Here is a 22,522-nt window from a genome sequence, read left to right as displayed (position 1 = left end):
TCTTCAGTTCAATCTTTTACCTCTGCCACCAGGGACAAGAGGAGATGTTTACGCGGTTAACCCCGCTTCAACATCCAAAATCTCGGCTCAGACACAATTCGAAATCAATGTTCCATAAAACTATGAATCAATGGTCACTTGTTGTGTCTGAATAGTCGTGATCAACTATCCCAACAAGTGCCCACACATCTGTCTTCGTCTTCTTGTTAAGCAACACTCAAACCGCCAGGGTTTTGAGTTTTCGGTGAAGGGCTCCCCCCAACCGAGGATGCGCATTATACGGATCGTTTCCTGCCCCGCAAGGGCTTTTGGAAAAATATTTCAGGTTTTTTACAGGGGCTGGATAGCTGCCTGTTTTTTAGCCTGAAACGGCCGTTTCAGGCCTGCCTCCGTAACGCATCAAAGCGGCGCGGACTATACACGGGCAGCCGCCCGGGACGCAACAGCAAACGCCAAAACCGGGTGAAAAACTTCGTCGCCGATTGCCACTACGAGGCTTGACCAGCACGCGGTATGCAGCGCTGGCCGACGTCGTGAGCCCGGGTCAGCCCCGGGCCTTTTTACGCCGGCCCAGCACCATGTTGACTGGACCGGATACCGCGTAGGCCAGGGAGGCAATCAGCAGGATCAGCGGCGGGTCGAGCGTTACCAGGCCAAAGATCAGCACGATAATGATCATCACCACGAAAGGCACCCGCCCGTGGAAATCGATGCCCTTGAAACTGTTGTAGGGGAAGTTGGCGATCATCAGGATCCCGATGATAGCGGTAAGGCAGGCCAGCAGCACCGCCACCTCCCCCGGCAGGTCGGCGCCGACCAGGCCCATGTCGCTGCATACCCAGACAGCACTGACAATCACGCAGGCCGCCGAGGGGCTGGCCAGGCCAGTGAAGAAGTTCTTGTCGGCGGTATCGATCTGGGTGTTGAAACGGGCTAGCCGGAGAGCGGCGCAGGCGACATAGATAAACGCGGCGCTCCAGCCAAACTTGCCCAGCTCTCCCAGGGCGAAGCTGAACATCACCAGCGCTGGCGCCACGCCGAACGACACCATGTCCGCCAGGCTGTCGTACTCGGCGCCGAACTTGCTCTGGGTATTGGTCATGCGAGCGATACGCCCGTCCAGCCCGTCCAGCACCAGGGCGGCGAGAATGGCAATTGGTGCGGCGTCAAAGTCACCGCGCAGGGCGGCGATCACCGCATAAAAACCGGCGAACAGGCCGCCGGTGGTGAACAGGTTAGGCAGCAGGAAAATACCCTGGCGGCGCACGGACTCGCCATTCTCGGATACTTCCTCTTCGTGCTCGTCTACCAGGATGTCCAGCGGTGCGGAAACGCCGGGAGGGACTGTTGGCTTCTCAGCGTCCGGGGTCTCGGTGTCCGGCTTGTTCGCTTCCTGCTCGTCCATCGTTACTGTCTCGCCAGTAGTAAAGTGCTTAGTGTATCAAACAGGGACCGGGTAGGTCTGCCCGGCCACCTCCCAAAGCGCCCGCACCAGCGGGCTGGCGAGCCGCTGTCGCAGCGCAGCCAATCCGATGGAGAGCGACGGCAGACCCTCTGTCACCGGCACAGTGTCCACACCGCTGCCCAGGCCGCTGGATTCGATCACCAGCTGTGGAGCAATGCCAATGCCAAGTCCCAGACTCACCATGGCCACGATCGCCTCATGACCCGCGACCTGGGCATAGATCTGCGGGCGGACGCCGCGCTCCCGCAACCAGTCGTCCAGCAGTTCCTTGGTCGTCCCGCGCTCCGGCACAATCAACGGCAGGTCTTCCCAGTCGACCGCACCCGCGGCCTGGCCTGCCAGCACCCGCTCACGGGCCTGGCAGTCAGATGCCGGCATGCAAAACTGCAGGGGCGATTCCACCAGCGGCAGGTAATCGAGCCGCGAGGGCAAATTCAGCGGACGGATGGTGACCGCCAGGTCATCCTGTCCTTCCAGCACCCGGCCAATGCCGTCTGCCTGGTCGCCGGTGTGCATCATCAGTTCCAGCGAGGGATAGGTACCGCGCAGGGCGGCCAGTATCGGCGCCAGCAATGTGTGACTGGCCGTCACCGAGCAATAGAGGCTGACCTCGCCAGCCAGCTCGCCATCACGACCCAGTTTGCGCTGCAGTTGCTGCCACTCGGCCAGTGAGCGCCGGGCATACTCACGAAACTCGCGCCCGGCGCGAGTGAGATTGACCCGGCGCCGGTCCCGCTCAAACAGGGGTTGGCCCACTTCCTGCTCCAGCCGGGCCACGGTGCGGCTGACCGCCGACACGCTCATGTGGAGGTTTTGCCCGCTGCGACTAAAATTCAGGGTCTCCGCGACCGAGAGAAAAACGGCCAGCGCCCGCGTGTCCATGGCTCGCCCCTGTTGCTCTAAAGGCAACACTGTATCTACTTAATAGCGTTTTACGCAAGTGCTTTATTACCGTATTGTTCACCACCTCAATCAACAAACCCTGGAGATCCATCAAATGGGCCAGAACTACTTCAACACCCTCCCCCTGCGCCTGCAGCTGGAAGAGCTGGGCAAGTGCCGCTTTATGCATCGCAGCGAATTCGCCGACGGCTGCAACTACCTCAAGGGCAAAAAAATCGTCATTGTCGGCTGCGGCGCCCAGGGCCTGAACCAGGGCCTGAACCTGCGTGATTCCGGCCTCGACGTTGCTTACGCTCTGCGGGAAAGCGCCATTGTCGAGCAGCGCCAGTCGTGGAAAAACGCCAGCGAGAACGGTTTTACCGTGGGCACTTACGAGGAGCTCATTCCCAGCGCCGATGTAGTGATGAACCTCACCCCCGACAAGCAGCACACCAGCGTGGTCAATGCGGTCATGCCGCTGATGAAGGAAGGCGCCTGCCTGGATTACGCCCACGGCTTCAACCTGGTGGAAGAAGGCATGCAGATCCGCAAGGACATCACCGTGGTCATGATGTGCCCCAAGTGCCCGGGCACCGAGGTACGGGAAGAATACAAGCGCGGCTTTGGCGTTCCCACCCTGATTGCTGTGCACCGTGAGAACGATCCGAAGGGTGAAGGCATGGATATCGCCAAGGCCCTGGCATCGGGTACCGGTGGCGACCGCGCCGGCGTGCTGGAGTCCTCCCCCATCGCCGAGGTGAAGTCCGACCTGATGGGCGAACAGACTATTCTTTGCGGCATGCTGCAAACCGGAGCGATCCTGTCCTTCGACAAAATGGTGGAAAAGGGCATCGAACCCGGCTATGCCTCCAAGCTGATCCAGTACGGCTGGGAGACCGTCACCGAAGGCCTCAAGCACGGCGGTATCACCAACATGATGGACCGCCTGTCCAACCCGGCCAAGGTGCGTGCCTTCCACCTGGCAGAGGAACTGAAAGACATCATGCGTCCCCTCTACGAGAAGCACCAGGACGACATCATGTCCGGCGAGTTCTCCAGCACCATGATGGCAGACTGGGCCAATGACGACGCCAACCTGCTGAAGTGGCGCGCCGCCACCCAGGAAACCGCGTTCGAGAATGCCGAAAACACCGACCAGGACATTCCCGAGCAGGAATACTACGACCACGGCATCCTGCTGATTGCCATGTGCAAGGCAGGCGTCGAGCTGGCCTTTGAGGTCATGGTGCAGGCGGGCATCAAGGAAGAGTCGGCTTACTACGAGTCCCTGCATGAGACGCCGCTGATCGCCAATACCATCGCCCGCAAGAAGCTGTATGAGATGAATGTGGTGATCTCCGACACCGCCGAGTACGGCTGCTACCTGTTCGACCACGCCTGCCGCCCGCTGCTGCAGGATTTCATGGCCAAGATCGACACCGACGTGATCGGCAGGGGCATTGGCGGCGACAACGGCGTCGACAACGTCGAACTGATTGCCGTCAATCGCGCCATTCGCAACCACCCGGTTGAGATTATCGGCGAGGAACTGCGGGGTTATATGACGGCGATGAAGAAGATTGTTTGATCGCTGTGCGGAAATGAAGAAGGGGCCTGTTGTGGGCCCCTTTTTTGTGCTGCCGTCATTCCGGCGAACAAGGTGAATTGCGCCGCAGGCGCAAGAGAAGGTGCCCTGGGGTACAAGGTGAATTACGCCGCAGGCGCAAGAGAAGGTGCCCTGGGGTACAATGTGAATTGCGCCGCAGGCGCAAGAGAAGGTGCCCTGGGGTAAGCCGGAATCCATTCCGTCGATGTGACCAGTTCCCGGGAATGGATCCCGGCGTGCGCCGGGATGACCCGGTGGTAGCTACAAACTCAGGACCTTCTCCCCACGAGAGATCCCCGCCACACCGGAGCGCACCACTTCCAGGATATCCACGTCAGTCATGGCGGCGACGAAGGAATCCAGCTTGTCGGAAGTGCCTACCAGTTGGATGGTGTACACGTTCGGCCCTACATCCACGATCTGGCCGCGGAAGATATCGGTGGTGCGCTTGACCTCGTCCCTGGCGATACCGGTGGCGCGCACCTTGATCAGCATCAGGTCGCGCTCCACGTGGGCGCCCTCGGACAGGTCGACCACCTTCACCACATCCACCAGCTTGTTGAGCTGCTTGGTGACCTGCTCGATGTGCAGGTCATCGCCGATGGTGGTGAGGGTCAGGCGCGACAGGGTCGGGTCGTCGGTCGCCGCCACGTTGAGGGTTTCAATGTTATAGCCGCGCTGGGCAAACAGGCCTACCACCCGTGACAGCGCACCGGGCTCGTTTTCCATGAGCATCGATAGTATGCGTCTCATCATCAGGTCCTCTCGTTCTTGGAAAGCCACATGTCTTTCATCGAGCCGTTGGGGGCGATATGCATGGGGTATACATGCTCCATACGGTCGATAAGCACATCCACAAACACCGTGCGGTCCTTCAGGGCAAAGGCCTCCTCCATGGCGGCGTCCAGGTCCTCAAGCTTGGTCACCTGCATGCCCACGTGCCCGTAGGCCTCCATCAGCTTGACGAAGTCCGGCAGGGAATCGGCGTAGGTCACCTGGGAGTAGCGGCTTTCATACTGCATATCCTGCCACTGCTTCACCATGCCCAGGTAGTTGTTGCGCAGGTTGATGATTTTTACCGGTGTCTTGTAGTGGGTCGCGGTAGACAGCTCCTGGATGTTCATCTGGATACTGCCCTCGCCGGTGACACAGGCCACGTCGGCATCGGGGAAGGCCAGCTTCACGCCGATGGCCGCGGGCAGGCCGAAGCCCATGGTGCCCAGGCCGCCGGAATTGATCCAGCGGCGCGGCTTGTCGAAACGGTAATACTGGGCAGCGAACATCTGGTGCTGGCCCACATCAGAGGTGACGTAAGCATCGCCATCGGTGGCCCGGTACAGGCTCTCGATCACCTGCTGGGGCATTATCATGTCGCTCTCGCGGTAGCGACGACCGGTCAGCAGGCCGTGGGAGGCGCGCCATTCATCGATCTGCTTCCACCAGCGCTCCACTGCGCCCGCGTCGGGCAGGTCGCCGTCCTTTTCCCGGATCTGCTCTATCTGCGCCAGCATTTCCGTGAGCACCGACTGCACCGGACCCACGATGGGGATATCAGCCCGCACCGTCTTGGAGATAGACGCCGGGTCCACATCGATGTGGATAATCTTGGCTCCCGGGCAGAACTTGCTCACCGTGTTGGTCACCCGGTCGTCGAAGCGCGCCCCTACCGCCAGGATGACATCGGCGTGGTGCATGGCCATGTTGGCCTCGTAAAAACCGTGCATGCCGAGCATGCCCAGGAACTGCCGGTCCGACCCCGGATAGGCGCCGAGGCCCATCAGGGTATTGGTCACCGGGTAATTGAGGTCCTGGGCCAGGCGGGTCAACAGATCGCTGCCCTCTCCCTGGATGACGCCGCCGCCGGCGTAGATGACCGGACGCTTGGCGGCCAGCAACATGCGGGCGGCTTTCTTGATCTGGCCGGTGTGGCCACGCTGGGCCGGGGCGTAGGAACGCATCTTCACCGACTCCGGGTAGTGGTACTCAAACTTCTCGTCCGGGCGGGTAATGTCCTTGGGTATATCGATGACCACCGGACCGGGGCGGCCAGTGGCGGCAATATGGAAGGCTTTCTTGATTGTCGCCGGGATGTCCTCGGCACTCTTCACCATGAAGCTGTGCTTCACGATGGGGCGGGAGATGCCGATCATGTCGGTCTCCTGGAAGGCGTCCTCACCGATCAGGTGACTCTGTACCTGGCCGGAGAACACCACCATGGGAATGGAATCCATGTAGGCGGTGGCAATACCGGTAATGGCGTTGGTGGCGCCGGGGCCTGAGGTCACCAGTACCACGCCGGGCTTGCCGGTGGCGCGAGCGTAGGCATCCGCCGCATGGGTAGCCGCCTGCTCGTGGCGCACCAGGATGTGGGGCACCTTACAGTCCTTGAACAGGGCGTCATATATGTGTAGTACCGCGCCCCCGGGATAACCGAAAACGTACTCAACGCCCTCGTCTTCCAGTGCGCGGGCGATCATTTCACCGCCGGATAACAATTCCACAGCATTTCTCCTAAAGCGCCCGACGCGTAACCCTCGCCGGTGCGATTCTTCAGTATGTGTGGTCGTTGCGAGAGCGAATACCTGGGACCGGTACTCGGCTGGCCACGCCACCCCCTTCGTCGAGCTCGATACACGTCGCAATCCGCCCCCGGGAGGGACGCTCCACCAGGGATTAATCGATCACGAACCCGTGTATCGGTCGCCCTGCGGGGTAGCGCAGTGTCTGGCCCTCAACCTGGCCGGTGCGGCCCAGATTGAATACGGGACTCACAAACAGCTGGAATGAATAATCGGATCAAACCAGTGGACCAGAGGCCGAGGGTACTCGACGTTAGCCGTTGCCATTTGCAAGACGGCTGCAATCTTGGCAGAAACCGGCGTAAAGTCAACAGTCGCGGGGCCTGCTATGGCTTTCAGCACATTTTACAAGATTGCCGTATTGCCATGGGTGGTTTACTTTTATACTGAGCATTCCTATAAAAATTAGGGAGTTAGGGTTTGAGCAAGCGCATAGCAGGGGCAGTGGCCATGGTCGCCGGACTACTCGTGGCCAGTATGAATGTGGTAGCGGATGCCACCCTCTACCGCTGGAAAGACAGCGAGGGCAACATAGTGATGAGTGACCGGCCGCCGCCCACAGGCACCGAGTATGAGGCCATCGCTACCGACTCCAGTGTGGTGAGGAGAGTCGAGGGGGAGCCGGCACCGGAACCGGTGGTGGCGAAGCCGCGGCCTAAACCAGCCCCACCCCCGGAGACCTCAAAAACGGTTTACGAAGAGAACCCCGAGTACTGTGAAAATGCCCGCAAGAACCTTGAGCTGATTGACCGGGCACCTCGCATTCGCATGGCAGATGAAAATGGAGAAATGCGGTATATCACCGATGATGAGCGTGCCGCCCAGCGCGAGACAAACTTGACAATCATCGAGAGATACTGCCCCTAGTCACTCCAGCGGAGACGATAAAATGCCCCGATTACAATCAAGCACCTTGTTCATAGCCACGTTGCTCTACCTGGCACCTCTCTCCAGCGAAGTTATCGCAGGTACAACCCACTATCGCTGGCTGAATGAGAGAGGCAACCCCGTACACAGCGACCGGCCGCCACCCAAGGGAATTGACTACGAGGTGATCACTACCGGCTCTGGACTGAAACGCGTCGTCGCCGCAGAGGAAGGTGCCGTACCGGCTGAAGCGACACCACGGGTGGGCAATGAATTTGAACAGCAACAAGTACAAGAAAAAAATACCGTCAAAAACCCTGAATACTGTAAACGAGCTACAGAAAATCTCGAAACACTGACTAGTGCACCGAGAATCAGATTACGCGATGAGGAGGGACAATTTCGCTTTCTCTCCAATGAAGAGCGAGAGACGGAGATCGCCAAGGCAGAAGCTGCAATTGCAACTCACTGCCCATGACCAGCTCGCCGTACCCTCCCCTTGAAAGACTCTCGCGATCAGTTGCAAGAGAAAACGACACCGTTTTCGTCCAGTGACACCGATATCATCTGCCCTGCACTGAATTCCCCCGCCAGAATCCGCTGGGCCAGGGGGTTCTCCAGTTCCTGCTGGATCGCCCGCTTGAGCGGCCTTGCACCGTACACCGGGTCGAAGCCGGCTTCGGTCAGGTGCTCCATGAACCCTTCTGACAGTTCCAGGCTCAGCTCGCGTTCCGCCAGGCGGGCCTGCAGGCCGCGCAGCTGGATGTCGGCGATGCCGCGGATCTGGCTCTGTTGCAGCGGGTGGAACACCACTGACTCGTCAACGCGGTTGATGAACTCCGGGCGGAAGTGGCTGCCGACCACCTCCATCACCGCGGCCTTCATCTTGTCGTAGTTCTCCTCACCGGCCATTTCCTGGATCAGGTGGGAGCCCAGGTTGGAGGTCATTACGATCACCGTGTTACGGAAGTCGACGGTACGACCCTGGCCGTCGGTCAGGCGACCGTCCTCCAGCACCTGCAGCAGGATGTTGAACACATCCGGGTGGGCCTTTTCGACTTCGTCCAGCAGCAGCAGCGAGTAGGGACGACGGCGCACGGCCTCGGTCAGGTAACCGCCCTCCTCATAACCAACATAGCCGGGGGGCGCCCCGATCAGCCGGGCCACGGAGTGCTTCTCCATGAACTCGGACATATCGATGCGCACCATGGCCTGCTCGGAATCGAACAGGAACTCGGCCAGCGCCTTGCACAGCTCGGTTTTACCGACGCCGGTGGGGCCGAGGAACAGGAAGGAGCCGTTGGGGCGGTTGGGGTCCGACAGTCCGGCGCGCGAACGGCGCACCGCGTTGGATACCGCCACCACGGCCTCGTCCTGGCCGACCACCCGGCCGTGCAGGGAATCTTCCATGCGCAGCAGTTTCTCGCGATCGCCCTCCAGCATCTTGGAAATAGGAATACCGGTCCAGCGGGAAACCACTTCGGCCACCTCTTCCTCGGTCACCTTGTTGCGCAGCAGGGTGCGCTCGGCGGTTTCCGCTTCCTGGGCCTGCTCGAGCTGCTTTTCCAGCTCCGGCAGACGCCCGTACTGCAGTTCCGACATCAGGGTAAGATCACCCGCGCGGCGGGCCGCTTCCAGTTCCAGCTTGACCTGTTCCAGCTCGCTCTTGACCTGGGCACTGCCCTGCAGGGACGCTTTCTCCGCCTTCCAGATTTCCTCGAGGTCGGAGAACTCGCGTTCAACTTTCTTGATCTGCTCGTCCAGCCGCTTGACCTGTTCCGTGGCGGACTCGTCCTTTTTCACCGCCTCGCGCTCGATCTTGAGCTGGATCAGCCGGCGCTCCAGTTTGTCCATGGCCTCGGGCTTGGAGTCGATTTCCATGCGAATACGGCTGGCGGCCTCGTCCACCAGGTCGATGGCCTTGTCCGGCAGCTGGCGGTCGGTAATGTAGCGCTGGGACAGCTTGGCCGCCGCGATAATCGCGCTGTCGGTAATGTCCACACCGTGGTGCACCTCGTAGCGCTCTTTCAGGCCCCGGAGGATGGCAATGGTGTCTTCCTCGTTGGGTTCGTCTACCAGTACCTTCTGGAAGCGGCGCTCCAGCGCCGCGTCCTTCTCCACATACTTGCGGTACTCGTCCAGGGTAGTGGCACCGACGCAGTGCAGCTCGCCACGGGCCAGGGCGGGCTTGAGCATATTACCCGCGTCCATGGAGCCCTCGGCCTTACCGGCGCCGACCATGGTGTGCAACTCATCGATGAACAGGATTACTCTACCCTCTTCCTTGGACAGCTCATTGAGCACTGCTTTCAGGCGTTCCTCGAATTCGCCGCGGAACTTGGCACCGGCCAGCAGGGAGCCCAGGTCCAGGGAGAGAATGCGCTTGTCCTTCAGCCCCTCGGGTACCTCGCCGTTAATCACCCTCTGGGCCAGCCCCTCGATGATGGCGGTTTTACCCACGCCGGGTTCACCGATCAGTACCGGGTTGTTCTTGGTGCGGCGCTGCAAGACCTGGATGGTGCGGCGGATCTCGTCATCACGGCCGATCACCGGGTCCAGCTTGCCCTGCTCGGCGCGCTCGGTAAGGTCGATGGTGTACTTCTCCAGCGCCTGGCGGGATTCCTCCGCTTCCGGGTTGTTCACCGCCTCGCCGCCGCGCACCTCGTCGATGGCGGTTTTCAGGGCGGCAGGAGTCACGCCGCACTGCTTGAGCAGCTCACCGGCCCTGTTTTTGCTTTCCAGCATGGCCAGCAACACCAGTTCACTGGAAATATAGGTATCCCCGCCCTGCTGGGCGAGCTTGTCGGTCACGTTGAGTATGCGACCGAGGTCCTGGGAGACGTGCACGTCACCTTCGGTGCCGCTTACCGTGGGCAGGGCGTCGATAGCACCCTGCACCTCAGCGCGCAGGTTGTTCAGGTCAGCCCCGGCCTTTTGCAGCAGGGGTCGGGCAGAACCGGCCCGTTGTTCCAGCAAGGCGCCCAGCAGGTGCACCGGCTCAATAAAATTGTGGTCCTTGCCCAGTGCCAGTGACTGGGCGTCAGCCAGTGCGGATTGCAGCTGGTTGGTCAGTTTGTCCATTCGCATGTCTTGTTTGCTCCTTGCCTGCCGGTAGGGGCCCGGTTTGGCCATATTTCACTTGTGGGGAGTTATATGAGGCCAATATCGGGGAATTCAAGACCCCCTATGACACCCCCTGCACACGCCAGACACATCATCCCCCCCGGGGATGACGGGTTTTCGGGCCCGGGATGACGGCTTTTCGAGGCGGGGATGAGCGCTACTGGGGATTAACCACAATTACCGCGGCCATACGCCCGGTTTTGCCGTCCCGGCGGTAGGAAAAGAACTGGTCCGCCTCGGAGTAGGTACAGCGGTCGCCGCCATGGATACGATTCACGCCCGCCTGGGCCAGGCGATAGCGGGCCAGCTGGTAGAGATTGGCCAGGTACTTTCCCGGTTGCGCCGCTGGCATAAAGGCGCTGCCTACCGGGTCCCGCTCGACGAAGGCCTCTCGCACCTCCGGCCCCACTGCAAAGGCCGCGGGGCCAATGGCCGGGCCCAGCCAGGCCAGCAGGCGCATCGGATCCACACCCATGGCGGCCACCGTCGCTTCCAGTACCCCGGCGAGCAGGCCGCGCCAGCCCGCGTGGGCGGCGGCCACCACCTGGCCGTCTTCCGCGGCGAGCAGGACCGGCAGACAGTCCGCCGTCATCACCGCGCAGGCCATGCCCGGCTGGTCGCTCCAGCAGGCATCGGCCTCGGGACAGCCCGCCTCAGGGCAATCGCCCTCCCCGGCCCTGACCACCCGCTTGCCGTGTACCTGCTGCAACCATTGGATCACCGAACCCGCGGGCAGCGCGGCCAGCAAGGCACGGCGATTGGCCGCTACCGCGCGGGCATCGTCACCCACATGGTCCCCGAGGTTGAAACTGGCAAAGGGCGCGGCGCTGCTGCCGCCGGCCCGGGTGGTGGCCAGCGCAGTCACCCCCGGCAGGTGCCAGCCGGGTTCAATAAAGGCTGGCGTCATCGTTGATCACCGGGTCTTCCCGTTCCAGCACGGCCAGCAGCGCCTGTATATCATCGGGCAGCGGACACTCGAACTGCATTTCCTCGCCGGACTCGGGATGGTACAGACCCAGTGCCCGGGCGTGCAGGGCCTGGCGCGGGAAGCCGCGCAGGGCGGCGATAAGCTCGTCAGAAGCCCCTTTGGGGATTTTGGGCCTGCCGCCGTAGGTTGGGTCGCCCACCAGTGGATAGTGCTTGTGAGCCATATGCACCCGGATCTGGTGGGTGCGACCGGTTTCCAGCTTGACCGCAATCCGGGTGTGGTGGCCAAAGCGCCGAATCACCCGGTAGTGGGTGATGGCCGGCTTGCCGCCCACCGCCAACACGGCCATTTTCTTGCGTTGTTTGGGGTGGCGGCCGATAGCTTCGTCAACGGTGCCACCGCCCGTCATCACCCCTATACAGACCGCCAGGTATTCACGCTTGACGCTGCGCGCCTGCAGCTGGGCCACCAGGTCCTGGTGGGCCAGCAGGCTTTTGGCGGCAACCATAATACCGGAGGTGTCCATATCCAGGCGGTGGACGATGCCGCCACGGGGCAGCTGCGCCATCTCCGGGCAATGGGCCAGCAGCGCATTGACCAATGTACCATCGGCGTGGCCGGCGGCAGGGTGCACCACCAGCCCGGCGGGCTTGTTCAGCACCAGGATGTGCTCATCCTCGTGGATAATGTCCAGTTCCAGGCCCTGGGGCTGCCAGCCCACCGCCTGTTGGGGCTCGGTGTCTATGCTCAGTTCGGCGCCCTGGTGGACCTTGTCCCGGGGCCGCAGCTGGCCGCCATCCACCAGCAGGTCGCCCTGCTTGATCCAGCCCTGCAGCCGGGAACGGGAATACTCCGGGAACAGTTTGGCCGCCACCTGGTCCAGGCGGTCGTTGTCCAATTCCGGGGGCACGGTGGCCTTCAGCTGTATCCTTGCACTCATCACTTTTCCTGTTTATGCGCCCTGCCGGCTGTGGTTAAATAGCCGCCTCAAGCGCTGGCGTGCATCTTAGCACGCCGACCTGGTCAACACTGGTGAGATAATTTTGAAGTACGCCCTGGTTTTCCTGCTCAGCCTCGCTATCGTGGGTTGCGCCGGCAATGACGAATTGCCCGACATCGCCGCCGATACCGGCGAGCAACAGATCTACGAGGAAGCCCAGCGCTACCTCAGGTCCAGCAACTGGGACCTGGCGGTGCGCAGCCTGCAGCTGTTGGAGTCGCGCTACCCCTTCGGCAAGTATGCCGAGCAGGCCCAGCTGGAAATCATCTACGCCCACTACAACGGCTACGAGCGCGAGGCTGCCGTGGAAGCCGCAGATCGCTTTATCCGCCTGCACCCGGCCCACCCCAACGTGGACTACGCCTACTACATGAAAGGCCTGGCCGCTTACACCAGCAACGAGGATCTGTTTGCCCGGTTCCTGCCCACCGATGAGTCCGAGCGGGACGTCAGCCAGGCCAAGGAAGCTTTCGCTGAGTTCAACCAGCTGGTGTCGCGCTATCCCGAGAGTCCCTACGCGCCCGATGCCCGGGCACGCATGGTGCACCTGCGCAACCTGCTGGCCCGACACGAGATCCTGGTAGCCAACTACTACTTCCGCCGCGGCGCCTACATGGCGGCTACCAATCGCGGCCGCTATGTGGTGGAGAACTTCCAGCGCACCCCGGCGGTGGCCGACGGACTGGCGGTGATGGCCCAGGGTTACATCCTGCTGGGGCTGGATGACCTGGCCCAGGACACCATCGACATCCTCGTCCTGAACTATCCGGACCACCCGAACATCGACAAGAACGGCAACTTCAAGAGCGTGTATACGCTGGACGGCCTGCAGCGCAACTGGATTAACAAGGCGACTTTCGGGCTGTTCTTCCCGCCAACACCGCCGCAGTTTGATAATCGACCGAAGCTGTAATTACTCCCCGATCCGCCATCCTGAGGTAATCGGGTAGCGCCGGTCGCGGCCGAAGCCACGGCGGGTAATGCGCACGCCGATGGGGGCCTGGCGGCGCTTGTATTCGTTCACATCCACCAGCCGCAGCACCCGCTGCACCTGATCCCGATCCATTCCCGCCGCAATAATCGCCTCGGCGCTCATGTCCCGTTCCACATACATCTCCAGTATCTGGTCGAGCACCTCGTAGGGCGGCAGACTGTCCTCGTCTTTCTGGTCGGGGGCCAGTTCCGCCGAGGGGGGACGGTCGATGACCCGCTGCGGGATGCAGGGACCCAGGGTGTTGCGGTAGCGGCAAAGGTCGAACACCAGCGTCTTGGGGCAGTCCTTGAGCACATCAAAGCCACCGGCCATGTCGCCGTACAGGGTGGAGTAGCCAACCGCCATTTCGCTCTTGTTGCCGGTAGTCAGCACCAGGTAGCCCTTCTTGTTGGAGATAGACATCAACAGCACCCCCCGGCAGCGGGCCTGGAGGTTCTCCTCGGTGGTGTCAGCAGCGGTGCCGGCAAATTCCTCGGCCAGGCTGGCCATGAACGCCTCGTAAATGGGTTCGATGGAGATCACCTTGTGGCTCACGCCCATGGTTTCGGACTGCTCGGCGGCATCCTCCACGCTCATTTGTGAGGTATAGCGGAATGGCATCATTACTGCCTCCACCCGCTCCGGCCCCAGGGCATCCACCGCCACCGCCAGGGTCAGCGCGGAATCCACGCCCCCGGACAGGCCGAGCACCACACCCTTGAAGCGGTTTTTGTTGACGTAATCACGCACACCCAGCACCAGCGCCTTCCAGATCGCTTCTATTTCATCCGGCGGCTCGCATGGCGCAAGCCCGCTGAAGGGCTCGCTCTCGTTGGCACCATCGTAGTCCAGCCAGTACTCCCCCTCCTCGAAACCGGGAGCGGCAGCGGCAACCTTGCCGTCGGCGGTGACCGCAAAAGAACCGCCGTCAAAGACCAGTTCGTCCTGACCGCCGACCTGGTTCACATAAACAATAGGAAAGGCCGCCTGGCGGGCCCGCTCTGTCACCAGCTTCCAGCGCTCGTCGCGCTTGCCGCGGTGATAGGGCGACGAATTGATGTTCAGCAATATCTCCGCCCCCGCTTCGGCGGCATCGGCGGTAGGTTCGATTTCCCAGATGTCCTCGCAAATACTGAGCCCCACCTGCACACCATCAACGTCCACCACGCAGGGATCCGAGCCCGCCGTAAAATAGCGCTTTTCATCGAACACCTCGTAGTTGGGCAGGCTATGCTTGCGGTACTCCGCCACCAGTTCGTTGCCATGAATCACCCCAGCCACGTTGTACAGGGCATTGCCATCCCGGCGTGGGTAACCCAGCACCACCCAGGCGCTTGCCGGCAGCTCGGCACACAGCCGGTCCAGCGACTGTTGCACCCGCAGGGCGATACTGGGCCGCAGCAGCAGGTCTTCCGGCGGGTAACCGCTGAGAGTGAGCTCTGGAAAAACCACCACGGCCCGCTCATGCCTGTTTACCGCCCGGGCCACGGTGTCAAGAACGCGCTGGGTATTGCCGTCAAAGTCACCGACGAGGGTATTTATCTGGGCCATGAGTATATTCAGGCTTGCCATATCACTGCTCAATGCTTGGAAGGGAAGAACGGGGCGCTATTTTCCGCAAAACCGGCACTTTAAGCCAGTCTGAATTGCCCCATGCCTGATACACTAGCCGGATTACAGGGAAAGAGATAACAGGCAGAACGCCAGCGTGAACCGACCAGCGATCCTCACCAGGCCCGCCGCCACCTCCGGCCAGCAGAACCAGGCCCTGTTCCGTATTTACGTGGCCTATCGCTCGCTGTTGTCACTGGTGCTGTTGATCATGCTGGTCAGCCCCAATACCCGCCAACTGGTCGGCGTACTGCACCCGGCACTCTATGTCTCTGTGGCGCTCCTGCACCTGGCCACCAGCGTGCCGCTGGTGGGCTTCCTGTCGAAGCGACTGAACCAGCGCATGATGCTGATCGTATTCGTGCTAGACATCATCAGCATTATTCTCATGTCCCACGCCAGCGGCGGTGTGATCAGCGGGCTGCCGGTGTTGCTGATTATCACCGTGGCGGCCAGCGCGGTACTGGTGAGCAATCGCACCCTGGCGACGCTCGTCGCCGCCCTCAGCGCGCTGGCGCTGCTGGGCGACACGGTGTGGCTGATCTGGGCCGGGGTGCGCGAATTTCCCGACCTGTTCCCCGCGGGCCTGCTCGGCGCTCTTATTTTCGTGGTCTCACTGATGGTGCAAATTGTAGCCCAGCGGCTGGGCCGGGCGGAAGAACTGGCGCGCAATCGCGCCAGCGATCTCTATGACCTGCAGCGCCTCAACGAGCAAATAGTCCAGCATATGGATACCGGAATCCTGCTCGTGGACGGCGATGGCACGGTGCGGGTCATGAACAAGTCCGCCTCCACCCTGCTGGTGCCCGAACGCCCGGTAATCATGGAACAGGGGCGACAACTGGCAGACTACTGCCCCGAATTGGCCTACCAGTACCAGCACTGGAAAGACAGCGGCCATCACAAGGCCACCCCGTTCCGGGTGTCGGAGGATGCGCCCCCGGTTATCGCCCGCTTCCGCGAGTTGCAACCCAGCAGCACCCGCGACGCGCTGGTGTTCGTCGAGGACTACACGCCGGTCACCCAGTACGCACAATCGCTGAAACTCACCTCGCTGGGACGACTGACCGCCTCCATCGCCCACGAAATTCGCAACCCGCTGGGGGCTATCAGCCACGCCGCCCAGCTACTGCAGGAGTCGGATACCCTGGAAGCAGGCGACAAGCGTATGGCGGAAATCATCGAGAGCCACTGCGGCCGGGTCAACCAGATAGTCGAGAGCGTGATGCAGATTTCCCGGCGTGAACCGCCCAAACCGGAGTTCATCAACCTGCAGGACTGGACGACGAATCATGTCACGAACTACCTGCAGGGACTGAGCCAGCCAGCCGACATCACCGTGGACTGCCAATACCAGGACCTGCTGATCGAATTCGACCCCGAAAATCTCGAGCGGGTGATGACCAACCTGCTGGACAACGCCCTGCGTCACAGCGGCAGGGCCACGGGCCGGGAAACCGCCCGCATCCAGGTCGCGCTGGACTTTATCGCTCACCAGGCGAATATCGATGTCATTGATAAAGGCACCGGCGTCCCCCGTTCAGACCAGGCAAAACTGTTTGAACCCTTTTTTACCACCGTCGCCGAGGGTAGCGGCATGGGCTTGTACCTGTGCAAGGAATTGTGTGAAATCAACAACGCGAGCCTCAGCTACCGCCCGACGGACAGGGGTGAGAGCTGCTTCCGAATTTCAGTTAACCAACGAGCCCTGTAAATGACCGCCCAGCGCGTACTGATTGTTGACGACGAACCGGATATCCGCGAACTGCTGGATATCACTCTCAGCCGCATGGGTCTGGATACCTTCAGCGCCGCGACACTGGGCGAGGCACGCGACATGGTGACCGAGGTATCTCCCGACCTGTGCCTGACCGACATGAAACTGCCCGATGGCAACGGCATCAGCCTGGTGGAATTCATCCAGCAGGACCACGCCCACATCCCGGTGGCCATGATTACCGCCCACGGTAGCGTGGAAACCGCGATCACCGCCCTCAAGGCGGGCGCCTTCGATTTCATCAGCAAGCCCATAGAGCTGGAAACCCTGCGCAACCTGGTCAGCAGCGCACTGCAACTGGGCGGCGATACCGCGCCCCTGAACCAGGCCGTGGACCAGGACCTGATCGGCAACGCCCCGTCAGTCCAACTGCTGCGCAAGCAGATAACCAAACTGGCCCGCAGCCAGGCGCCAGTGCATATCCGCGGCGAGTCGGGCAGCGGCAAGGAAGTGGTAGCACGACTCATTCACAATAACGGCCCCCGGGCGGCGGGCAACTTTATCGCCGTGAACTGCGGCGCCATACCCCCAGACCTGATGGAAAGCGAACTCTTCGGCCATGTGAAGGGCAGCTTCACCGGCGCCACCAGCGACAAGCCGGGGCTGTTCCAGGCCGCGGCAGGCGGCACCCTGTTCCTGGACGAGGTGGCGGACCTGCCGCTGGCCATGCAGGTCAAGCTGTTGCGGGCTATACAGGAAAAAGCCGTGCGGCCGGTTGGCGGCAGTGCGGAGATCCCCACCGACGTGCGGCTGCTGAGCGCTACCCACAAGGATCTGGCGGCAGAGGTCGACGCCGGCCGGTTCCGCAACGACCTGTTCTACCGGATCAATGTGATCGACCTAAAGGTGCCCAGCCTGCGGGAGCGCGCCGAGGATCTGCCGCTGCTGGCCACGGCACTGATCAGGCGGATTTCCCGTGAACACGGGGAACAGGGCGTGAAGCTGGACGATTCCGCCCTGGAAGCGCTGGCGGAGTATACCTTCCCGGGGAACGTGCGCGAACTGGAGAACATCCTGGAACGCTCCCTGGCCCTGTCGGATGGCGGCACCATCAGCGCGGGAGACCTGCAATTCTCGCAAATGTCCCCGCGCAGTCCGCAAACGCGCACCCGCAAGTCAGACCAGGAAGGCACCCAGACCTGGTCGGTGGAGGAAGCCTACGGCGACCTGGAAGGCTACCTTGAGGACATCGAGAAACAGATCCTCAGCAAGGCACTGGAGCAGGAGCGCTGGAACAAGACGGCGACGGCGAAGCTGCTGGGGATTAGCTTTCGCAGCTTGCGCTACCGGCTGAAGAAGCTGGAACTGGAAGACTGATTATCCGCTTAAGCTTACTCTCAACAACACTGCTGCAGTACCATCGCTGATAACGATCACACGCTTGCCACTTTCATTAAATTCAGCGTCCAGACGCATTGAATAGGCCATTAACTCCATTGGGCTGATGCGTGTTTAACACGCCAACAGAATCCTGCAGCAATTCTGACTACCAACAATCCTCAGGATCCAGTGTCCCGGTTTCGCCCTTAACGCCCAGGTTATTCAAGGTCAGAGAGCCACAACGCGTGTCCTTGACCTGCTTGTTCTGTGGCGCCGCGGTAATCGAATATCCTCCCCCAACCGTACTCAGTGTCACTATATAAATAGCATCCCCGGCGATTGACTGATCGCCATTTCGGTCCAGATAGTAGTTTGCCGGTAACCCCAGCGCAGTTAACGCATCCGTATAAGCCTTATTATTGATAAAATGCTGCTCTTCTCTGGAAGCCACATCCATCAAGGTCCCCCGAGCAATATTCCGATTACTTTTTAACACCGAGTTCTGGTAGGCGGGCAATGCGACATAAAAGAGTATTCCCGCCACAACCAACACTATCATCATTTCAATTAATGAAAAGCCGGCAACCCGGGGCATTGGCTTCATTATCGCAGTTCCGACGACCCCTCCCTTGGATACTTTCATTACCGATCCACTCCTATCTCACGCCAGTACGACTTCCATATGAATCGACCGTTGATACTGAGAATATCACCACCCGGAGTCACCAGTGCACCCTCGTCGTCGGCATATAAAGGAGGAGTATCAGGATTGTTATCGTGATCGTAAGGCGGAGGAGTAATAAATGGAGGTTCGGGGGGAATTCCCGGCACCTCAAGATCAGTATAACGCTGTACCTTATCGACAGCGTTGATATCGTCACTTAATTCCAATGCCGGAGTAGCATCCATTATCTTCAAGGCATATAGCCTACCTGTCCCCAGAGCAGGAGCACAACTTTCCTGGACGCTCGTTCCATCTGGCAAATAGGTTGTGAAATAGGTAGTTCCCTGAATAGTAATGGGTGTCGATAAAGACTTTTCACCGTCTTCCTCAAGCTTAAGGGCCCAGCCATTGGTAAGATTGGTTATCTTGGTAAATTCATCGTTAAAGCCACAGGCAGCTTCGTCGCCACCGGCACAATCCGTAATATCCAGCACCCCACCACTGGCCACTGCGGTCGGATTACCCGGCGCACTGATAGGAGTCCAAGCGGCAAGCGCCAAAGCGTCAAAATGCGGGATCGGATCTTTGATGTAGTACATGTAATTGATATTCGCCATATCAGATTTGGGATAGGCCCGATTTCCTGAACCTATCACGACACCCACATAGTCTCGTTTAGCCAGCAGAGGAGAATCGACGGTGCCAGTATTCTGTTGGTCTCTGGCAAACACGACATCCGGCGCGTGGAAAAACCGTATAATTGTCGGGGAATTGTTCGAACCCAGAGCAGCCAAACGACTAACTTGCCAGCTATCACGACTATCGCCCGTACTGTGCTCGGGGAAATCGATTCGCCATACATTCCCACCAACATCACCGACATAACCTCGATCGATAACCCCATTCTGGTTGGTATCGACTACAGTGATGTCTGATGGAATGCTGTAATCCATGTCCGTATGGGTATAAATTCCGGGAGTGTTCGCACCCACTGCCTGGGCAAGCCCGGAAGACGCACCGTGCGTGGCTTTCCACAGTAACTCTCCGGTCACAGCATCTACAACATATATGGCCGTACCAACGCCCCCCCCAATCGCTGCAGAGTCCAGGGTGGGTGTGGACAGCTCTAGCAAATTGTCCTTGCCAATTCGAGTAGCTCCGGTTGCATCCCATCCTCCATGGTAGCCTGCAGTAAAGACCAGCACGTTCCTCTGGCTGCCATCAAAATTCACCTTGGCCACCTGAGGAGTCGAGAATGTTAAGCCCAATTCAGAAAACCCTGGATCAGCGCTGGTAATCTTCCACAACATGGAAGGTGCGCTGGTGGGGTCGGTCACATCCAGCGCGTAATAGGCACTGCCGCCACGACGCAAGCCAAAATACACATACACTTTATCCCCGTCATTCGCTTCCACATTGCTGTCAGAGTCAGTGTCAATCACCAAAGCAACGGGGCGCCCGTCAACCCCGTAGGGGTGAAAGTCCTCATTCTTCAGCTGATTATCCTTGGATAATACCTGTTGTTTGTGCATGACCTCCAACGGCATAAACGCCCATGCTTCCTTGCCGGATTGAGAGCCATTAGCATCCGCATTGGTATTCTTGATCGAGCGAAACCAGCCGTCATTGGTGCCGAAGAACAGGTGGATATTGGGATTTTCACGATCATAACTACCCGCGCCATCGGTATCACCGTAGTTGATGGCCAGGGGCTTCGAATGGATGGCATCCCCCATCATCCAGCGCTGGGTAGGAATACGGCTACCGTCTATGGCCCGGTCATAAAGCCCTCGCGCCCAACCGATAACTTCCTCAGCCTCGTCAGCATCACCGGGCGTCTCCTGATCAAGATAGGTCTTTAGCAGGTCCGCCGTCGTGCTATCGAAATTAAACGGGATTACACTATTAGCCGCTGTCGGGCTTTCGGTATACAACTTTCTAGCGCAGGTATCAGAATTGAGCGCACCCGGCCCGACACAGTTTACATCCGTCAAAAAGCCAGGTATCTGCTGTCCGGCTCCCCCGCGCTCCACAGACCTGCCATCCTTCTCGCATATCTCCTCGGCTTCCAGCGGGGATTGACCGTCCACACAATTAGCCGGTGTTACATCACTACCGGTGGGATCTGTCCAGTAAGTCAGGGCTGAATGTTCAATACGGCCATCCTCTGCAGAAAAAGCGCGGTCGCCATCCACATCCTGGATTTCGGTACGCAAAGAGACGAGCACCTGATTACCTTCGGCATCGGTATCGTACTCAGGAACGGCAACGATTTTCAGTTTCTTGATGTTACCTGGCCAGCGCGGCCCTTTTTCCGCCTGAAATATCGCCAGGAACAAATTATCGAGAGTCTCTGCACGATTGTACACGTTGGCTGGAACAGAGGCTGATACGAGAGAGGAGCTTTCGCTGATAATTCCCCCCAGCAAATCGGATAATTGGTCAATCAACTCACTTGGATTGCCCAGGTCCAGAGCAACATCCGTTTTACCGGCGACGGCCCAGAGGTTCTCCTGCCTGGTTGGTCCATCAACGATAAAGTAGGACTTGACGAACTGGTCACCCTCGATGTCCACGCCCAGATCGGCACTTGCCAGATCCGTGTCGGCCATCGCTGCGATGATATCTACTGCATCTGGATTGGCTCCCAAGGCAAGACCACCGCTAGCGGTCGAAGCCTGCATCGCGATGTCCGCCTGAGTATCCCGGCCACTCTCGTACTCACCGGAAGCGGTGTTTACCATATAAAGAGACGAACAAGCCCAGTCTCCGGGGTTTTCAAACGGGGATATGTAGTGGTAATCGGGCTTGCTGCCTGTGAAGGTATCCGGATCCGGGGCGAGTAGATATTCTTTGTCATCATCAACCAGCGGTGAACTCCCGGCCTCTCCGACATTGAGATTGAGCATATCACTGCCAAAGTCCTCATAGCCCAGCCAGCCACTGTACATGTCGCCGCCCAGAATATAGCGGTAAAACTCAAAGTACATTTCCTTGAGCTGATAGGGGTTGACGTATGTGCCTCTGCTGGGAGCGGGGATAGCCGCCAGTCGACTGAACATATCCTGCAAATCATCAGAAGGCTCCGGATAACCCAGGGCGTCAAGTATCGGCAGGCCGCTGGCGGCATCAAGTTTGGCAGGATTGAAGAAGCCCTTGAGTACGTAGGCTCCCGTACTGCAACCGGCGGTATTGCCGGGAGGAATAGCATTCGGTCCGCCGTCGCATTTGTTGGTATTGTCGTCGTGCGTGATCATCATCCCGAGCAACATATCCCCGGAAAGAATAGCCGGCTCGGTCAGCACCACCTGAAACGCAGCCCGGATAATGTCGAAGAGCGTTGCGTTCATACCGCTCCATTCGGCCAACAAGCCGGCTTCAGTAGCCGCTTGGTCATAGTCCGGGTAACCGTCCGCACCAGTTTCTGCAATGAGTCCAGTTGGATCGTAGGTCAACAGGTCCAGGGCTTCATAGAGTCGACGGTCGCGATTGCCGTTGGCGTCTTCTGGCGCCAGGGTGTTCAAGCAGGCGTCGGTCGCCACATTCGAACAAACAGTACTGCCCAGATTGGCCCGGAGGTCCATGGTCAACATCACCATTGGCCTAATCCGTTCATCGACATTTATACCGAGATAGATTTCAGTATCATCTGCCAACACTACCGGCATGCTGATCAGCCCAGAAACGGTAAAGATTCCTAACCATTTGCCAATTGAACGTTTCATAT

Annotated in this window: 16 protein-coding genes; 6 read left to right on the top strand and 10 right to left on the bottom strand. The window is 59.7% G+C overall.

What is annotated here, in order from left to right; genetic code table 11:
• Positions 1-544 precede the first annotated feature (544 nt).
• Positions 545-1,405, bottom strand: coding sequence for a CDP-diacylglycerol--serine O-phosphatidyltransferase (pssA, locus tag DWB85_RS13010; RefSeq protein WP_117955336.1), 861 nt, complete (start codon positions 1,403-1,405; stop codon positions 545-547).
• A 36-nt stretch (positions 1,406-1,441) separates the two neighbouring features.
• Positions 1,442-2,347 (bottom strand): HTH-type transcriptional activator IlvY, encoded by a 906-nt coding sequence (ilvY, locus tag DWB85_RS13005; RefSeq protein ID WP_117955334.1) that lies wholly within the window; start codon positions 2,345-2,347, stop codon positions 1,442-1,444.
• A 115-nt stretch (positions 2,348-2,462) separates the two neighbouring features.
• Between ilvY and ilvC the strand changes: the two genes are divergently transcribed.
• The gene (ilvC, locus tag DWB85_RS13000) at positions 2,463-3,935 is read left to right on the top strand and encodes a ketol-acid reductoisomerase (RefSeq protein ID WP_117955332.1); all 1,473 of its coding nucleotides are present in this window, start codon (positions 2,463-2,465) and stop codon (positions 3,933-3,935) included.
• A 279-nt stretch (positions 3,936-4,214) separates the two neighbouring features.
• Here the strand turns inward: ilvC and ilvN are convergent, their stop codons facing one another.
• Complete coding sequence (ilvN, locus tag DWB85_RS12995) at positions 4,215-4,706, bottom strand: acetolactate synthase small subunit (protein ID WP_117955330.1); 492 nt, start codon at positions 4,704-4,706, stop codon at positions 4,215-4,217.
• A 2-nt stretch (positions 4,707-4,708) separates the two neighbouring features.
• Positions 4,709-6,454 carry an acetolactate synthase 3 large subunit gene (locus DWB85_RS12990; RefSeq protein WP_117955328.1) on the bottom strand — a complete coding sequence of 582 codons (1,746 nt, stop codon included), beginning with the start codon at positions 6,452-6,454 and terminating at the stop codon, positions 4,709-4,711.
• 498 nt (positions 6,455-6,952) lie between these two features.
• On the opposite strand from DWB85_RS12990, the gene DWB85_RS12985 reads away from it, so the two are divergent.
• Both DWB85_RS12985 and DWB85_RS12980 read left to right on the top strand, forming a co-directional pair.
• Entirely contained in the window at positions 6,953-7,399 is a 447-nt protein-coding gene (locus DWB85_RS12985) for a DUF4124 domain-containing protein (RefSeq protein WP_133300619.1), read from the top strand.
• A 22-nt stretch (positions 7,400-7,421) separates the two neighbouring features.
• Positions 7,422-7,877 carry a DUF4124 domain-containing protein gene (locus DWB85_RS12980; protein WP_117955323.1) on the top strand — a complete coding sequence of 152 codons (456 nt, stop codon included), beginning with the start codon at positions 7,422-7,424 and terminating at the stop codon, positions 7,875-7,877.
• Between the two features lie 38 nt (positions 7,878-7,915).
• On the opposite strand, the gene clpB is transcribed toward DWB85_RS12980, so the two are convergent.
• The 3 genes from clpB to rluD all read right to left on the bottom strand — a co-directional run bounded on the left by clpB (position 7,916) and on the right by rluD (position 12,390).
• Positions 7,916-10,486: an ATP-dependent chaperone ClpB gene (gene clpB, locus DWB85_RS12975; RefSeq protein ID WP_117955320.1), complete on the bottom strand. Its 2,571-nt coding sequence runs from the start codon at positions 10,484-10,486 to the stop codon at positions 7,916-7,918.
• Between the two features lie 193 nt (positions 10,487-10,679).
• Positions 10,680-11,429 (bottom strand): peptidoglycan editing factor PgeF, encoded by a 750-nt coding sequence (pgeF, locus tag DWB85_RS12970; RefSeq protein WP_117955317.1) that lies wholly within the window; start codon positions 11,427-11,429, stop codon positions 10,680-10,682.
• Complete coding sequence (gene rluD, locus DWB85_RS12965; protein ID WP_117955314.1) at positions 11,410-12,390, bottom strand: 23S rRNA pseudouridine(1911/1915/1917) synthase RluD; 981 nt, start codon at positions 12,388-12,390, stop codon at positions 11,410-11,412. Before rluD ends, pgeF begins: the two co-directional genes overlap by 20 nt.
• Before the next feature lie 103 nt (positions 12,391-12,493).
• Here rluD and DWB85_RS12960 point away from each other — a divergent pair, with 103 nt between their 5' ends.
• Complete coding sequence (locus DWB85_RS12960) at positions 12,494-13,363, top strand: outer membrane protein assembly factor BamD (protein WP_117955311.1); 870 nt, start codon at positions 12,494-12,496, stop codon at positions 13,361-13,363.
• Here DWB85_RS12960 and DWB85_RS12955 read toward each other — a convergent pair whose 3' ends face one another.
• Complete coding sequence (locus tag DWB85_RS12955) at positions 13,364-14,995, bottom strand: NAD+ synthase (RefSeq protein WP_117955310.1); 1,632 nt, start codon at positions 14,993-14,995, stop codon at positions 13,364-13,366.
• Between the two features lie 136 nt (positions 14,996-15,131).
• Between DWB85_RS12955 and DWB85_RS12950 the strand changes: the two genes are divergently transcribed.
• A complete protein-coding gene (locus DWB85_RS12950) occupies positions 15,132-16,748 on the top strand; it encodes a sensor histidine kinase (protein ID WP_239017325.1) in 1,617 nt (538 codons plus the stop codon).
• Positions 16,749-18,128: a sigma-54-dependent transcriptional regulator gene (locus DWB85_RS12945; protein WP_117955307.1), complete on the top strand. Its 1,380-nt coding sequence runs from the start codon at positions 16,749-16,751 to the stop codon at positions 18,126-18,128. It abuts the gene before it with no gap.
• 169 nt (positions 18,129-18,297) lie between these two features.
• Here DWB85_RS12945 and DWB85_RS12940 read toward each other — a convergent pair whose 3' ends face one another.
• The gene (locus DWB85_RS12940; protein ID WP_117955304.1) at positions 18,298-18,774 is read right to left on the bottom strand and encodes a type IV pilin protein; all 477 of its coding nucleotides are present in this window, start codon (positions 18,772-18,774) and stop codon (positions 18,298-18,300) included.
• Positions 18,774-22,520: a pilus assembly protein gene (locus tag DWB85_RS12935; protein WP_117955301.1), complete on the bottom strand. Its 3,747-nt coding sequence runs from the start codon at positions 22,518-22,520 to the stop codon at positions 18,774-18,776. The genes DWB85_RS12940 and DWB85_RS12935 overlap by 1 nt, the downstream gene beginning before the upstream one ends.
• Between the last annotated feature and the right edge of the window lie 2 nt (positions 22,521-22,522).

The sequence above is a fragment of the Seongchinamella sediminis genome (genome assembly GCF_003457605.1).
Lineage (GTDB): Bacteria > Pseudomonadota > Gammaproteobacteria > Pseudomonadales > Halieaceae > Halioglobus > Halioglobus sediminis.
Note: the sequence above shows the minus strand (reverse complement) of the source record. Positions and strands in the feature narration are given on the sequence as shown.